This window comes from Actinoplanes sp. 13 (assembly GCF_056134165.1).
This window is the reverse complement of sequence record NZ_JBVYOQ010000003.1, coordinates 252,898-268,067: the sequence shown is the minus strand read 5'-3', so window position 1 is coordinate 268,067 and position 15,170 is coordinate 252,898. Positions and strand designations below refer to the sequence as shown.

The window sequence follows — 15,170 nt, the reverse complement described above, 5'->3', positions numbered from 1 at the left end:
AGAGGGTGCCCGGTTCGCCGGGCACCCTCCGGCGTGGAGAGGGGAGGGACGCATGCGATATCCGCCCGCACGACGGGAGCCGGTCGCCGACGACCTGCACGGCTGGGCGGTCGCTGACCCGTACCGATGGCTGGAGGATCCGGCGGATCCGGCGGTCCGGTCCTGGCAGGCGGCTCAGGATCTGCTCTGGCGCCAGTCCGCCGAGCGGCTGCCCGGCAGGGACCACTTCCGGGCCCTGATCGCGGAATTCACCGCTGTGCCCACCGCCGGCGTGCCGGTGTGGCGCCGCGACCGGTGCTTCCGCCTGCGCCGGGACCGCGGCCGGGACCATCCCGCGCTGAGTGTGCGTGAGCCGGACGGCGCGGAGGTGACCCTGCTCGACCCGGTCGCTGTCGACCCCTCCGGCGCCACCACGCTGGACCAGTGGCATCCGTCGCCGGACGGCGGGCTCGTCGCCTGCCAGTTGTCCCGTGGCGGGTCGGAACAGGCGGTGCTCCACCTTCTCGACGCCCACGACGGAACACCGGTGGACGGGCCGATCAGCGGCTGCCGCTATTCGCCGGTCGCGTGGCTGCCGGACAGCACGGCGTTCTACTACGTCCGCAGCGACGGGCCGCGGCCCGATCGCGAACGCCGGGTGTACCTGCACCGGGTCGGCGCGCCGATCGACACCGATGTGCTGATCTTCGGCGCGGGCCGGGCGGACACCGACGCCTACGGCGTGGACCTCAGCCGGGACGGGCGCTGGCTGAGCGTGTCGGCCACCTCCGGCAGCCGGCCCGGCAACGATCTCTGGCTGGCCGATCTGTCGGCGGCCGGCCCGGAGACACCCCGGCTGCGGACGGTGCAGGAGGGTACGGACGCGCGCACCGTGCTGACCGTCGGACGCGACGGCCGGCTCTACGTGCTGACCGACCTCGCCGCCCCGCGCGGCCGGCTCTGCGTCGGCGACCCCGCGCGGCCGGAGCCCGCCCACTGGCGTGACCTGGTGCCGCCGGACCCGGCGGCGGTGCTGGCGGACTTCGCGATCCTGGACGGCCCCGAGCTGCCCCGCCCGCTGTTCGCGATCACCCGCATCCGCCACGCCCTCGGCGAGATCGCCCTGCACGACCTGGACACCGGCGAAGTGCTCGGCGACGTGCCGATCCCGGGCGCGGGAACCGTCGGACCGCTGTGCACCCGGCCCGAGCCGGGTCACGAGCTGTGGTTCACCTACACCGACCACGTCACGCCCGAGAGCGTGCTGCACTGCGACGTCCGCACCCTGCCGTGCCGGCCGCGGGGCGCCGTCGCCGAGGCTGCCGAGCGGGTGCGAACGCACCGTCCGGTCTATCGGTCGGCGGACGGCACCGGGATCCGGGCGGTCGTGCTCACCGGCCCGGACGCCGGCGACGGGCCGCGGCCCACCCTGCTGTACGGCTACGGCGGGTTCGGCATCCCGCTGACCCCCTCCTACTCCGCCTACACGCTGGCCTGGGTCGAGGCCGGCGGCACCGTCGCCTTCGCGCACCTGCGGGGCGGGGGGGAAGAGGGCGCGCAGTGGCATCGGGCCGGCATGCTCGGCCGCAAGCAGAACGTCTTCGACGACTTCGCCGCGGTGGCGCGCGGGCTGATCGCCGACGGGTTCACCACGCCCGCCCACCTGGCGATCTGCGGGGAGTCGAACGGGGGCCTGCTGGTCGGCGCGGCCGTCACCCAGTGGCCGGACCTGTTCGCCGCCGCGGTCTGCTCGGCCCCGGTGCTGGACATGGCACGGTACGAGCTGTCCGGGCTCGGCGCCCGCTGGCGCGGCGAGTACGGATCCGTGCGGGACCCGGAACAGGCCCGGGCGCTGCTGGCCTATTCGCCGTACCACCGCGTTCAGGACGGCACGCGGTACCCGGCCGTGCTCTTCACCGTCTTCGACGGGGACACCCGGGTGGACCCGCTGCACGCCCGCAAGATGTGCGCCGCCCTCCAGCACGCCTCCGTGGGGGATGGCCAGGTGCTGCTGCGCCGCGAGGAGCAGGTCGGCCACGGCGCCCGGTCGGCCGGCCGGTCGGTCGGGCTCGCGGCCGACATGCTGGCCTTCCTGGCGTCGTACACCGGGCTGCGGCCGCCGGTGCCGGCCCCCGCGCCCCGGTACGCGGGCCGGCCGTGACCACGACGTTCCGGGCCGTCCTGCGGCGGGGCGGTCCGTCGTTGTGGCTGTTCGGCGTGGCCGGCCTGACCGGCAGCGCCGTCGTGCTCGCCCTGCCCGCCGTGCTCGGCCGGGCGGTGGACGCCACCGTCGGCGGGAACGGCAGCCGGTGGGTCGCCCTGGCAGCCGCCCTGATCGTGGCGGGGACGGTGGCCGAGGCGGCCGAGTCCTTCACCATGACCACCTGTGCCGCCACCGGCACCGCCTGGCTGCGCGGGCGGCTGGTCCGGCACCTGCTGGCGATCGGCCCGGGCCGGGCCCGGCGCTTCGAGGTGGGCGACCTGGTCAGCCGGGTGTCCGGGAACGCGGTGGAGGCGTCGTACGCCGGCATCAGCCTGGTGTCGGTCGTGACCACGGTGCTGCCCCCGCTGGGCAGTCTGGTGCTGCTCACCCTCATGGACGTGTGGCTGGGAGCGGCGTTCCTGGCCGGCTCGGCGCTCTGTGCCCTGGTGCTCGGCGCCTACGCCCGGCGGACCGCCCAGGTGGTCACCGGCTACCAGCAGGTCCAGGGCCGGCTCGCGGCCCTGCTGGCCGAGGCGCTGGCCGGGGCGCGCACCATCGCCGCCGCCGGAACCCTGGACCAGGAGACAGCCCGGGTGCTGACACCGCTGCCCGGCCTGCACCGGCACGGCCGGGCCACCTGGGAGGTGCTGTCGCGGTCGCTGGCCCAGGCCGGCATCGCCGGGCCCGCGGTGCTCGTGGCGGTGCTGATCGCCGGTGGACTGGCGCTGGTGGCCGGGCGGATCAGCCCCGGGGAGCTGTTCGCCGCCGGGCAGTACGCCGTGATCGGCGCCGGGCTGGGCGGGATGACCGGCGTCTTCGGGCAGCTCGCCCATGCCCGCGCCGGGAGCCGCCGGGCCGACGAGGTCTTCGCGGTCGAGCCGGTCCGCTACGGCACGCGCACCCTGCCCGGCGGCCGGGGCCGGCTGCAGTTGCGCGGCGTGACCGTCCGGGAGGAGCGGCAGACGTTGCTCGCCGCCGTCGACCTCGACCTTCCCGGCGGCGCCACCGTCGCCGTCGTCGGATCGTCCGGTGCGGGCAAGTCCGTCCTGGCCGCTCTCGCCGCCCGGCTGCGCGACCCGGACGCGGGCGCGGTGCTGCTCGACGGCGTGCCGCTCGGCGAGCTCACCCACGCCGCGCTTCGCGAGGCGGTCGGCTGTGCCTTCGAACGCCCCGTGCTGGTGGGCACGTCGGTCGCCGCGGCGATCGGCGCCGGCCGGCCGGCGGGCACGGTCCGCGCGGCGGCCCAAGCGGTCTGCGCGGACGCGTTCCTGAGCCGGCTGCCCGAGGGTTACGACACGCCACTGGCCCGGGCGCCGATGTCCGGGGGCGAGGCGCAGCGGCTGGGCCTGGCCCGCGCCTGGCACGCCGGGCGGCTGCTGGTGCTCGACGACGCCACGTCCAGTCTGGACATGGTGACCGAGATGCAGGTGACCGCGGCGCTGATCGGTGAGCCGCCGGACGGCCCGGCGCCCGGCGCCAGAACCCGTACCCGCCTGGTCGTCACGCACCGTGCGCACACCGCCGCCCGGTCCGACCTGGTGGTGTGGCTGGAAGCCGGCCGGGTCCGGGCGGTGGGCCGCCACGACGAGTTGTGGCGCCGGCCGGCCTATCGGGCGGTCTTCGGGGCGGTGCCCGATGCGTAGGGAGCTCCGCTTCGCCGTGGCCGCCCTGCGACGCCGGCCGTTGCTGGTGCTGGCCGGCTGGTCGGTGCCGGAGGCCCTGCCGGTCGCGCTCTCCGGGCTCGCCGTCGCCCGCGCCGTGGACGACGGCTTCCTGGCCGGCGAGCCGCTGACCGGGATCGGCTGGCTGTTGGCGCTGCTGGCGGCGGCCGCTGCCGGGTCCCTCGGCGCCCGTCAGGTCTACCTGCGGCTCGGCGACCTGGTCGAGCCGTTGCGTGACGACCTGGTGCGCCGGGTGGTCTCCGGCGCGCTGTACGCCGGCGTGAACGGCGTTGCCGACGACGGAGCGCTGGCCCGGCTGACCCGCCAGGTCGAGGTGGTGCGTGACACGTACGCCGGCATGATCGTCGTCCTGCGCGGCTTCCTGGTGTCGATGGCGGCGGCCGTGGTCGGCCTGCTCGCGCTCGCGCCGATGATCGTGCTGGTGATCCTGCCGCCGTTCCTGCTCGGTGTGGCGGCGTTCGCCGGCACGCTGGGTCTGTCGGTCAGCCGGTACCGGGCCTCGGTCCACGCGGAGGAGCACGTCGCCACCGCGTCCGGCGCTGTCCTGGCCGGGCTGCGGGACGTGGTGGCCACCGGCGCCGAGGACCAGGCAGCCGAGCTGACCGGTGCGCCGATCGCCGAGCACGCCACCGCCGAGCGGGCCCTGGCACGGGTGGCCGTGCTGCGCGTCCTCTGCTTCGCCGTCGGCGGCTGGCTGCCACTGCTGATGCTGCTGGTCGCCGTGGAGCGGCTGACCGGCACCGGCCTGAGCGCCGGCGAGGTGATGGGCGGCCTGACGTACGTCCTGTTCGGCCTCCAGCCCGCACTCAAGGCGTTCATCGACGGGATCGGCGGCAGCGGCCTGCGCCTGGTGATCACGCTCGGGCGGATCCTGGACGCCGCGGCGGCGCCGCCGCCGGCCAACCCCGTCACGCCGCCGCCCGCGGGACACGAGATACGGCTGCGAGACGTGACGTTCGCGTACGGCCCGCACTCCGAGCCGGTGCTGCGCCGGCTGAGTCTGACGATCCCGGAGGGCGATCACCTCGTCGTCGTCGGCCCCAGCGGCATCGGCAAGTCCACGCTGGCGGCCCTGCTGTGCGGCCTGGTCCGCCCGGACGAGGGTTCGGTCCTGCTGGGCGGCGTGGATCCGGCCGACCTGTCGCCCGCCGACCGCGCCCGCAACCGTGTGCTGATCCCGCAGGAGGCGTACGTGTTCAGCGCGACGGTGCTGGACAACCTGACCTACCTACGCCCGGACGCGGCGCCGCCACAGATCGACGAGGCCGTGCGGGCGGTGGGCGCCACCGAGCTGGTCGACCGGCTGGGCGGCCTCGGTGCCACGGTGCGGCCCGGTGACCTGTCGGCCGGCGAGCGGCAGCTGCTCGCCCTGGTGCGGGCCCATCTGTCGCCGGCCCCGGTGGTGGTCCTCGACGAGGCGACGTGTCACCTCGACCATCAGGCGGAGCGGCGCGCGGAGGAGGCGTTCGCCGCCCGCGGCACCCTGGTCGTCATCGCCCATCGGATCAGCTCGGCGCTGCGTGGCCGGCGGGTGCTGGTGCTCGACGGCGTGGACGCGGTGATCGGCGATCACGCCACGGTGGCCGCGGCCTCGCCGTTGTACCGCGATCTGCTGGGCCGGTGGGAAGCGGCGCCGCCGGTCGAGTCCGCCGGCTCGTGGCGGCTCCACGATGGCGGGCATCCCGGACGGGTGTCGGTCACCCGGGACGCCCGCTGACACAGACGATACGCCCCGGGGTTCCGGCACCGCGCCATCCGCGGCGGTGTTTCATCCCTTATGTCGGGTTCATGATATCGGTGTGACCCTAGACCCAGCCGGCTTCCTGGGCGATGCGGATCGCCTCGATCCTGGTGCGGGCGCCGGTCTTCGTGAGAACCCGGGACAGGTGGTTGCGCACGGTCCCCTTGCTCAGGTGGAGCTTGGCGGCGATGTCGCAGACCGGCGCGCCCCCACTGGCCAGCTGGAGGACCTCACGCTCGCGGGCGGTGAACGGGTTGCGGTCCGCGGTGAAGGCGGCCAGCGCCATCCTGGCGTCGAGCACCGGCTCACCGTCGGCGAGCCGGCGGATGGCGGCGACCAGATCGGCCGGAGCGGCCTGCGTGTCGATCAGTCCCACCTGGGGCGCGAGCTTGACCAGCTGGTTCAGGATGCCCCCGGAGCGCTTGTGATCGGTGATCACCAGTACCCGGGTCGCGGGCAGCGCCGTGCGCAGGTGGCAGCAGAACTCGGTGACCGCCACCGTGTCGGCCAGGTCGTGGTCGATGACGACGACGCGGGGTTCCCGGCGCCGCGCCAGGGCCAGCAGTTCGTCGTAGCACGACTCCACGACGACATGCATGTCCGTCAGCTGCGTGAGCGTGGTGGACAGCGCCGCCGCCACCAGTGGACTGCGATGCCCCAGAGCGACCGTGATCGGTGCGACTCCCGCTGGTGGCGCCGCGGCACCAGGTGGCGGCACGGAACCGCGATCCTTCTCCCGCACCTGCCGGGTGTTGCGGGCGCCGGAGATCAAGATGCGCCGCGGGTCGTCGGTTCGTCTCGTCGCGGCCCGGGAAATCCCGGTCGAGCGGGGGATACGGTTCTCCGGGCGCACATTGCTACCTCCGGACGGTGGTTTCCAGTGGGAAAGTACTGCGCATTGCGAGGATCCTATTACCTATAGAGGCTCTCCGGCCCGGTAAGTCGCTCCTTTGAGGTTCCGGTCAGCAGGTTCGGATTGTAATTCCCGAAATGTCCAATTCATTGCTCAGGTGTGGTTCCTTCGGAATTTACGTGCCTCGATAAGGCAACCGCATCGACGGCTGCCCCCAGGGTGCCATTGACGATATTGATCTGCTATACGGCCAGGTGCAACCGGGTTGCTGAGCGGCAGGGTGTCGCCCGGATCCCGCTCCAGGGCGGATTCCCCGGGGATCTCGATAAAGGAGTCGGCGCACCGTTCCGCATTTCGCAAGTCGGGGAGGCGCCGATCGGAGTCCGATTGACGACAGCATGCCGATCTTCGGCCAATGTCCGGGCGGTGCGAGAATCTGCGGCGAATCCGTGCCCGGGAAAAGGGCGAACAGAATTGATCGTTCGCGCGGCCGGGCGTGGGCCTGGCCATGCGACACCGGCGTGTGCTGCACTGCTGAGGTATGAGGATCCCCCGCAGGCTCATCGCCCTCATCGCCGTACCCCTGCTGACTCTGACCCTGCTCCAAGCCCGGCCGGCCGCAGCCGGCCGGACCACCCTGCGCGCCGCCGACCCCAGCGTGTTGCGCGTCGGGGGCACCTACGTCGGGGTGCAATCGGTCGGCGATCGCGGCATCGCCGTCCGGCAGGCCTCCTCGCCGGACGGCCTCGCCACCGCCGCGGCCCATCAGGTGTGGACCGACACCGGAGACCTCGGCGAGGTCTGGGCGCCGCAGGTGCACTACGACGGCGGGCGCTACTACATCTATTTCGCCGCCGGGCGCGGCGCCGCCCATCGGATGTACGTGATCAGCTCGGCCACCGCGACCGCGGGCTACACCGCCGCGACCCGGATGGCGCTGCCCGACGACAAGTGGGCGATCGACGGCACCATGGTCGTGCACAACGGGCAGCGCTGGTTCGTCTGGTCCGGCTGGGCGGGTGACACCAACGTCGAGCAGAACCTGTACCTCGCCCGGATGAGCAGCCCGACCGCGACGACCGGGCCGCGGTTCGTGATCTCGCAGCCGCGGGAGGGCTGGGAGCGGGTGGTCGGCAATCCGTTCATCAACGAGGCGCCGGAGGCGATCCGGGACCCGAACGGGCAGCTGCACATCGTGTACTCCGCCAACGGCAGCTGGAGCGAGCAGTACTGCCTCGCCGATCTGCGGCTACGGGCCGGCGGTGACCCTGCGAACGTGTGGGACTGGTACAAGTCGAACGGCTGCCTGTTCGGCTCGAACCGGGCCACGATGATGCCGGGCTGGGACCCGACGGTGTATGCCAACGGGCCGGGCCACCACACGTTCGTGCTGCTCAACGGCGACATCGCGACCAGCCCGCCGGCCGGGCCGCGGTTCCCGATGATGTATCACGCGGTGCCGAAGGGCATGCCGTACGCGTGGGCGAACCGGTACTGGCACACCGGCACGTTCGCGTGGTGGGGCAACACCACGTACTCCCGGGCGAACGTGCCGGGAGCCACCTCGGACACCGGGTTCAGCCTGAAGTTCTTCGAGTGACCCCGGCCAGCCCGGCGTGGTGGTGGTCGCCGGGGTGGCTGTCCGGGTCGACGTGCACGGTGGCGCCGGTCAGCCGCGGCACGTGATGGCTCAGCTGGTGCTCGGCGTCGGCGGCGATGCCGTGGGCGTCGAGCAGGCTGAGCCGGGCGTCCACGACGATCGCGGCCTCGGCGTGCAGGCGGTGACCGATCCAGCGCAGCCGCAGCCCGGAGACGTCGCGGATGCCGGGCACGTGGCGCAGCGCGTGCTCGGCGCGGTCCACCAGGTCGGGGTCGACCCGGTCCATCAGCCGCCGGTAGACCTCGCGGGCCGCGTCCTTGAGCACGAACAGGATGGCGGCGGTGATGGCCAGGCCGATGACCGGGTCGGCCCACTGCCATCCGAGTCCGGCGCCGGCGGCGGCGAGCACCACGGCGAGTGAGGTGAACCCGTCGGTGCGGGCGTGCAGGCCGTCGGCGACCAGGGCCGCCGAGCCGATCCGCCGGCCCACCGCGATCCGGTAGCGGGCGACCAGCTCGTTGCCGGCGAACCCGATCAGGCCGGCGGCGAACACCCACGGCAGGTGGGTCATCGCGCGCGGCTCGAGCAGCCGGTCCACCGCGAACCAGGCGGAAGCCGCGGCGGAACCGGCGATGACCAGGACGATCACGATGCCGGCGAGATCCTCGGCCCGGCCGAACCCGTAGGTGTAGGCGCGGGTCGCCGCCCGCCGGCCCACCCAGAAGGCGATGCCGAGCGGGACCGCGGTCAGCGCGTCCGCGACGTTGTGCAGCGTGTCGCCGAGCAGCGCGACCGAGCCGGAGACCACGACGACCAGCGCCTGCAGCGCCGCGGTGGCCCCGAGCCCGGCGAGAGAGATCCACAGGGCTCGCATGCCGTCGCGGGACGATGCGAGGGCGTCGTCGACCTTGTCGGCGGTGTCGTGGGAATGCGGGACTCCGTGGTGGCCCATGCCGACGAGGGTACGCCGCGGACTAGGCGTGCGACAATGTGGCAAACGCCAACCACCTGCAGAAACACTCGCTTGGCAACAGACTTCTGGGTACGGTCCACGCGTGCCGGACCAGGTTGACCCGGTGACCGCGCGGCCAGGTGCTCATGCCGCCGGCCGCAGCCGGGCGACCACGCACTGGTTGGCCCGTTCGGCCTCGCCGAGATGGGCGAACTGGTTGTCGCACCAGTCCACCACCGCCTGCCGGTCCGGGAACTCGCCGACCGCGAACGTCATCCAGTAGAAGTTGCCGTTGTCGGTCCGCCGCTTGCCGTAATCGGTGCTCTTCAGCAGGACCACCGGGTGTTCGGCGTCGCTGTTGTCCGTGCGCAGCCGCTGGTGCTCGGCCAGGATGTCGACGGCCCGGAAGGTGTTCGACCCGCTCTCGGTGACCTGCAGCGCATCGGTGATCCCCGGATATTTCGACGCCAGCTGCGCGGCGAACTGGCCGTTGAAGCTGACCGTCGCCAGGTCGCTGCGATAGGTCTCCTCCAGGGTGGCGAGCGCCGCGTCGTCCGCCGTGGCGTCCTCGGTGGCCGCCAGCGGGTCCTGGGGGACGGTGTCCTGGGGAACCGGCTCGTCGGTGGCCGGGTCCGTCGTGGCCTGCTCCTCGGTCAACGGCGTGCCCGGTCCGGCGTTCGCCGCCTCGCCACCGGCCACCTGCGTCGCCGGATTGTCGGCCGGGCCCGGATCGCCCGGCTCGATCACGAGGAACACCACGAGCGCGACAGCCAGCGCCCCGGCCGCCGCTGCTCCCACCATCAGCTGCCAGGTCCGGCGACCCGCACCGGGCGCCGCCACCGGGCCTGGATAAGGCGGCGGCGGATAAGCCGGACCCGGGGGCGGCGCCGTGCCCGGAGGGGCCGGCGTGAAGGCAGGCGGCGGTGTGAATGCCGGTGGTGGCGTGAAGGCAGGCGGCGGCGGTGTGAATGCCGGTGGTGGCGGGAAGGTCGACGGCAACGGCGTGAAGGACGAGAGCGGGACCCCGGTGGGCTTTTCCTCCGGCTGCCGCGGAGCCGGCCCGAGTTCACGCGACTGGTCAGGATCGGACATCTTTACCTCAGTCCCCGAAATCCAATTCGCTCATCGTTGACAAGAGCCCGCTCGCGTGAGCGTAACAGCGTGTTTATCCCAGGAACCAGGGCGAATGGGGGCGTGCCCACCATGGAGCGCCCTTTCAGCCGGACGGGTGCGGACGGTGGAGCTCTACCTGCAGCCGATGCGACCGGGCCACCCGATGATCGACGGCACCGGTCGGCCGAACGGGCCGGTCCAGCATGGAATGATCGGGTGCCACCGGAGGCATTCCGCTGTGGAGCGGGTTCTTTTCGAAATGCGTTTCCCGGCCGGCGGGCGGCGGAATCGGAAAGCAATTCATGCCCCGTCATTCAGGCAGGTCGGCCATCAGTACTCGCGAAGGGCGTCACCGTCGAGCACGGTCACCCGCCGGTACCCGGTCCGCACCAGGCCGGCCTCGCGCAGCGTCCGCAGCGCCTTCTGCACCGGGTCCTCGGCCGCCCCGATCAGCTCGGCCAGCTCCACCTGGCTGAGGTCCACGCCGATCCGCACGCCGCCGGCGTCGTCCGGCCTGCCGGTCCACTCGGCGAGATCGGCGAGGACCCGGGCCAGCCGCACGTCGACCGGATGCGCGGTGAAGTCCGCTCGCCGGATGTTCGCCCAGCGCAACCGCCGCCCGACCGCCGCCGTCAGCTGCACCGCCGCCAGCGGGCGCCGGCCCAGGAAGCCCCGGAAGGCCGCGCCGGTGACCACGGTCGCCGTGACCACGCCGCAGGCGGTGACGGTCGCCGTGCGCTCGGCGCCGGAGACGGCGGCCAACTCGCCCACCACGTCGCCCGGCAGCCGGATGGCGATGAGCTGTTCCGGCCCGCTGACCAGCGTCGTCACCTTCACGAAGCCGTCCTCGAGCACCTCGACGTGGTCGTCGCGGTCGCCCTCGACGAACAGCCGCCTGCCGGACGGCAGGCGGCGGGAGGTGCCGAGGCGCAACAGTTCACCCCGGTCGGACTCGGTGAGACAGTCCACGAAGGAGCCCGGGGCCCATGTCATGCCCTATTCGTAGGGCACATCGGGCTCCCGGGCAACCGGCGTGGTCACGGCCGGTGGAAGACCACCTCCGGATAGGCCGCCGCCGGTCCGTCCAGCAGCGGCTGCGGCACGCCCTGCAGATGCAGGTCGAAGAACGCGCTGACATGATCGCGTACGACCTGTGCGGTCCGTGCGCCCGGCAGGGGCGAGCCGCCGTCGTCCGGCAGCCCGGCCTGGTCGGCCAGGAACGCGACGTCGCTGAAGTCCAGGTGACCCGTCCCGGTCACGGTGAGCCAGCGCTTCCAGCCGTCCAGCTTCGGCCAGTCCCGGTCCCAGGTCTCGTCGGGACGGGTGCCGGGGCTGTGCGCGGGGGTGCCGAGCAGCAGGAACGGCCGCCCGTCCAACCCGTCGCCCGGCACCGGGCTCATGATCGTACCGTCCATGTTGATGCCCGCCCGGACCCGCCGGTCGGCCGCCATGGTGGCCGAGGCCGCGGCGCCGCCGATCGAGTGGCCGGCCAGCCCGATCCGGCTCCTGTCGATCAGGCCGGCGTGCCGCCAGGCGGGCCGGGGCGACGTCAGCCGGTCCAGCAGGAACGAGACGTCCCGGGCCCGTCCCTCGGCGACCGCCGCGTAGCCCTCGCGCCCTTCGGCAAGATCGCAGGCGGTGCACGGGAGCGTCCGCCCGCCCGGGAAGGCGGTGCCCGACGACTCGTAGGCGTGATCGATCGCGGCCACCACGTACCCACGGCTGGCGAGTTCCTCGGCCAGGTTGCTCAGCGTGTGCCGGTGCAGGGTGAAACCGGGGGAGAGCACCACGAGCGGGTAGCGGCCGGGCCGGGGGCGTGCCTTGCCGCGCGCGGTGGTGGCGGTGCCGGCCAGCGCCTCCGCGGCGACCACGCCGGTCAGGCCACGGTCCTCGAGGAACATGCCGGCCTCGGTCGTGGTCAGGTACGGCGCGGGCCGGCCCGGCCGCTGCGCCGCCGGATGGAACATCGACACCATCAGCTCCCGCGGGCGGCCGGGCACCCAGGGATCGCGCCGGGCTCGATCGACGAGATGCAGGACGTCACGACCGATGGCGTACGGGCCGGACGGCGCCGGCAACGCGAAAGGCGATGCGGTCGCCCCGGCCCCAGCGGTGGCGGGCTCGGCGATGGTGGCCGCCGCGGGCCCGGCCGTGAGCACCGGCGGGACGATGCCGGCGGCCAGCGCCACCGCGACCGTGGCCACGATCGTGGCGGCTCTGCGGGAGGGATCGTATGTCGTCGTCATGCCTCTCAGCCAACCGGAGGTGGCCCGGGCAGGCATTACCCCGCAGTGGAGTCTGTGGGGTAGTCCTGGCACCACCCCGGCGTCCCGGCCCCGCGCCCTACTCCAGGCCCAGGCCCCGGCGGCCGATCGCGTTCAGGTCGTCGGGCCGGAAGCGGTTCGGCCAGTCCCGCTCGTAGTGCTCGGCCGGGAAGTCGGTCGGGCTCTCCCCGCTGAGGAACGCCTCGCGCACCGACTTCGCGTACTCCTCGTTGCGCGGGCACCACGGTGCGGCCGGGATGTACATGACGTTGCCCCAGCCGCGCTGCGCCTCGACCGGCGCGACGCTGTGGATCATGTCGCAGTGCCACCAGACGGAGTCACCGGCCCGGACGTCCGGGATGCCCGTCAGCGCCTCCATGAGCGGGGCGTGCCACTTGTGCCCGGCCGGGAAGACCTGGTTGACGGTGACGCCGCACATGTCGTCGTCCGGGACGTCGCTCAGCAGTGGGCGCAGCATCAGATAGGCCATCGCCTCCGGGATCGGCACCGTGTGCAGCACCCCCTGGTCGTGGTCCATGTCGGACAGCGCGGTCCAGCCCTGGAACGTGCGGAACGCCGAGCACATGGTCGATCCGGGGTACTGCGGGCCGGCGGTGCGGTGGGCGGCGTCCCACGGGTCGTACTGCTCGACGCTGCCGTCGAACAAGTGCCGGAACGCCTGCTGGTAGGCCTGGGTCATCCACAGGTCCAAGGTGCCGGGGTCGAGATGGGTGCCCAGGCCCGCCGAGTCGGCGCCCTCGGGCCGGCGGCGGATCCGGTCCGGATAGAGCGAGTCCCGCTCCGGGTCGAACCACCGCACGCCGTCCGACTCGTGCTTCCACTGGCTGTTCAGGAACGCCTGCACCGTCGCCATGCGTTCGCTCTGCCGGGCCTGCATCTGCGCCGGCGACCAGTAGATCGGATAGATCTCCGGCTTGGAGCCGACGCTGCCGAAGAAGTCGTCACCGGGCCCACGGTAGTTCTCGAAGAACCGGTTGCCCTCGACGTAGTCGACGATCTCCTGATCCCACCGCAGCGCCTGGTCACGCTCGAAGTGCCCGCGCACGACGAGGCACCCGCGTCGCCGCAGCAGCGCCACCTGGGCGGCAGTCACCGCGCCTGCCGCGATGTCGGCGAACTCGATGACAGGCCAGACCTGCTCACCCCGCCGGCGGGTGGCGGTGATGTCGTCGATCGCGGCCTGCACACGCTGCTCGACCACGGCGAAGACCTCGTCGACGGTGCGGCCGGACGCGGCGATCCGCTCGCGCAGCGCCGTCTTGATCTCGCGGGTGGCGGCCCGGAGGTCGGCGGGGGCCTCCTCCCAGTGCGGCAGTGTCGTCGTCACAGCGCGACTCCTTTCAAGTCAAGTGTCCTTACTTGAACGACTGTAGGTGGTGCCGCGCTTTCCAGGCAAGGCCCCTGACTAGAATCGGCACGTGGATTCCGCCAAGCTCCCGCCGGCCGTCGCCGGGCCGGCGCCGGACCTGGTAAGGGCAGCGCCGGACCTGGCCGAGGCGCCGGATCTGCTCAAGGCGGCGCCGGACCTCGTCAAGGCGGCGACCGATGCGCAGGTGCTGCGGGCGCTGCTGCGGCACCGGCGCCTGACCCGCGCCGAGCTGGCCGCCGAGACCGGCATCTCCAAGCCGACCGCGGGGGAGAGCGTGCGCCGGCTGACCGACCGCGGACTCGTGGCCGACACCGGCGAACGGACCCCGGGCGGGCGGGGCCGCGGCCGGGTGGGCTCCTACTACAGTCTGGCGCCGGCGCTCGGCGTGGCGCTGGCCGTCACCATCGCCCCGGAAGGCGTCGTCGCCGAAGCCCTCGACGTGTTCGGCGACACCCTCGCCCGCGCCGAGCGCCCGGTCGATCGGCCGGCTCACCCGGATCAGGTCTCCGCCGCGCTGGCCTCGGCCGCAGCCGAGGTGCGGGGCGCGGTCGCCCAGCCTGTCCGGGTCGCCGTGGTCAGCGCCGCCGACCCCGTGGACCGCGCCACCGGCCGCCTGGTCCAGCTTCCCGACGCCCCGTTCCTGGTGGGCGCCCTCGACCCGGTCGCCATCCTGACCCCCTACGTCACCCGGGTCATCGTCGACAACGACGTGAACTGGGCAGCCACCGCCGAGCGCGTCAGCGCCGTCGCACCGGAGCCCGTCGGCGGCCCGGGCCCGACCGGGCTGCGCGACTTCGCCTACCTCTACCTCGGCGAGGGTTTGGGCTGCGCGATCGTCAACGACGGCGAGATCCGGCGCGGACGGTCCGGACTCACCGGGGAGATCGCCCACCTGCTGACGACCGGCCCGGGCGGCGCCGCGATCCGGTTCATCGAGGTCTTCGCCCACCTCGGACTCCGGCGCGACGGGACGACCGCCATCGACGTCGATCGGCTGAGCAGAGCGATCGCCCTTCCCGGCACACGCGAGGCGCTCGCCACCGCAGTCGCCGGCGTGGTGGCCGCGATCATCGCGCTCGCCGACCCGCAGGAGGTGGTGATCGGCGGTTCATGGGGCCCGGCACTGGTCGACGACATCCGCGCGGCAATCGGCCGGATGCCACGTCACGTGCCCGTACGTGCCACCGCCCGCACCGGCGAGCCGGCCCTGGCCGGTGTGCGAAACGCCGCGCTGCGCCACTTGCGCGCCACAGTCCTTACCTCCTGAGCCCCGGCGCCTGGAGGCGGTCAAATCGCTCTTGTCGTCCACGGTGATCAGCTGACCGCGTCCGGCAATCGCAGGGGCGGAGTTGCCCACCCACCTGGCGGGTCGTGACTTTCAGTCACATGGTGC

General features: G+C 73.2%; 11 protein-coding genes. 5 read left to right on the top strand and 6 right to left on the bottom strand.

Translation table 11 applies throughout. The annotated features are described in order from the left end of the window. Window positions 1-52: 52 nt before the first annotated feature. Genes AC0NH5_RS08945 through AC0NH5_RS08935 form a run of 3 tightly spaced genes read left to right on the top strand, consistent with a single transcriptional unit; the run spans window position 53 to window position 5,581 of the window. Entirely contained in the window at window positions 53-2,140 is a 2,088-nt protein-coding gene (locus tag AC0NH5_RS08945) for a prolyl oligopeptidase family serine peptidase (RefSeq protein WP_474401801.1), read from the top strand. Further along, window positions 2,137-3,825: an ATP-binding cassette domain-containing protein gene (locus tag AC0NH5_RS08940; RefSeq protein WP_474401800.1), complete on the top strand. Its 1,689-nt coding sequence runs from the start codon at window positions 2,137-2,139 to the stop codon at window positions 3,823-3,825. Before AC0NH5_RS08945 ends, AC0NH5_RS08940 begins: the two co-directional genes overlap by 4 nt. Beyond that, the gene (locus AC0NH5_RS08935) at window positions 3,818-5,581 is read left to right on the top strand and encodes an ATP-binding cassette domain-containing protein (RefSeq protein ID WP_474401798.1); all 1,764 of its coding nucleotides are present in this window, start codon (window positions 3,818-3,820) and stop codon (window positions 5,579-5,581) included. Before AC0NH5_RS08940 ends, AC0NH5_RS08935 begins: the two co-directional genes overlap by 8 nt. Before the next feature lie 88 nt (window positions 5,582-5,669). Here AC0NH5_RS08935 and AC0NH5_RS08930 read toward each other — a convergent pair whose 3' ends face one another. After that, the gene (locus AC0NH5_RS08930) at window positions 5,670-6,458 is read right to left on the bottom strand and encodes a response regulator transcription factor (protein WP_474401796.1); all 789 of its coding nucleotides are present in this window, start codon (window positions 6,456-6,458) and stop codon (window positions 5,670-5,672) included. Window positions 6,459-6,999: 541 nt separating this feature from the next. On the opposite strand from AC0NH5_RS08930, the gene AC0NH5_RS08925 reads away from it, so the two are divergent. Next, complete coding sequence (locus tag AC0NH5_RS08925) at window positions 7,000-8,058, top strand: glycoside hydrolase family 43 protein (RefSeq protein WP_474401794.1); 1,059 nt, start codon at window positions 7,000-7,002, stop codon at window positions 8,056-8,058. On the opposite strand, the gene AC0NH5_RS08920 is transcribed toward AC0NH5_RS08925, so the two are convergent. The 5 genes from AC0NH5_RS08920 to AC0NH5_RS08900 form a co-directional block, all read right to left on the bottom strand. Continuing rightward, the gene (locus tag AC0NH5_RS08920; RefSeq protein ID WP_474401792.1) at window positions 8,036-9,010 is read right to left on the bottom strand and encodes a cation diffusion facilitator family transporter; all 975 of its coding nucleotides are present in this window, start codon (window positions 9,008-9,010) and stop codon (window positions 8,036-8,038) included. The two genes, AC0NH5_RS08925 and AC0NH5_RS08920, sit on opposite strands and share 23 nt — an antisense overlap. 144 nt (window positions 9,011-9,154) lie before the next feature. Then, complete coding sequence (locus tag AC0NH5_RS08915) at window positions 9,155-9,850, bottom strand: hypothetical protein (protein ID WP_474401790.1); 696 nt, start codon at window positions 9,848-9,850, stop codon at window positions 9,155-9,157. A gap of 603 nt (window positions 9,851-10,453) precedes the next feature. Continuing rightward, entirely contained in the window at window positions 10,454-11,116 is a 663-nt protein-coding gene (locus tag AC0NH5_RS08910) for a Crp/Fnr family transcriptional regulator (protein WP_474401787.1), read from the bottom strand. 44 nt (window positions 11,117-11,160) lie between these two features. After that, window positions 11,161-12,369, bottom strand: coding sequence for an alpha/beta hydrolase family protein (locus tag AC0NH5_RS08905; RefSeq protein WP_474401785.1), 1,209 nt, complete (start codon window positions 12,367-12,369; stop codon window positions 11,161-11,163). 97 nt (window positions 12,370-12,466) lie between these two features. Beyond that, window positions 12,467-13,735 carry a DUF1479 domain-containing protein gene (locus AC0NH5_RS08900; RefSeq protein WP_474401784.1) on the bottom strand — a complete coding sequence of 423 codons (1,269 nt, stop codon included), beginning with the start codon at window positions 13,733-13,735 and terminating at the stop codon, window positions 12,467-12,469. A gap of 91 nt (window positions 13,736-13,826) precedes the next feature. Between AC0NH5_RS08900 and AC0NH5_RS08895 the strand changes: the two genes are divergently transcribed. Continuing rightward, complete coding sequence (locus tag AC0NH5_RS08895) at window positions 13,827-15,044, top strand: ROK family protein (RefSeq protein ID WP_474401782.1); 1,218 nt, start codon at window positions 13,827-13,829, stop codon at window positions 15,042-15,044. Window positions 15,045-15,170 lie beyond the last annotated feature (126 nt).

Excerpts from the sequence above, each read along its gene's own strand:
- AC0NH5_RS08945 (WP_474401801.1), top strand. The coding sequence starts at position 53 with ATGCGATATCCGCCCGCACGACGGGAGCCGGTCGCCGACGACCTGCAC.
- AC0NH5_RS08935 (WP_474401798.1), top strand. The coding sequence starts at position 3,818 with ATGCGTAGGGAGCTCCGCTTCGCCGTGGCCGCCCTGCGACGCCGGCCG.
- AC0NH5_RS08925 (WP_474401794.1), top strand. The coding sequence starts at position 7,000 with ATGAGGATCCCCCGCAGGCTCATCGCCCTCATCGCCGTACCCCTGCTG.
- AC0NH5_RS08920 (WP_474401792.1), bottom strand. The coding sequence starts at position 9,010 with ATGGGCCACCACGGAGTCCCGCATTCCCACGACACCGCCGACAAGGTC.
- AC0NH5_RS08910 (WP_474401787.1), bottom strand. The coding sequence starts at position 11,116 with ATGACATGGGCCCCGGGCTCCTTCGTGGACTGTCTCACCGAGTCCGAC.
- AC0NH5_RS08905 (WP_474401785.1), bottom strand. The coding sequence starts at position 12,369 with ATGACGACGACATACGATCCCTCCCGCAGAGCCGCCACGATCGTGGCC.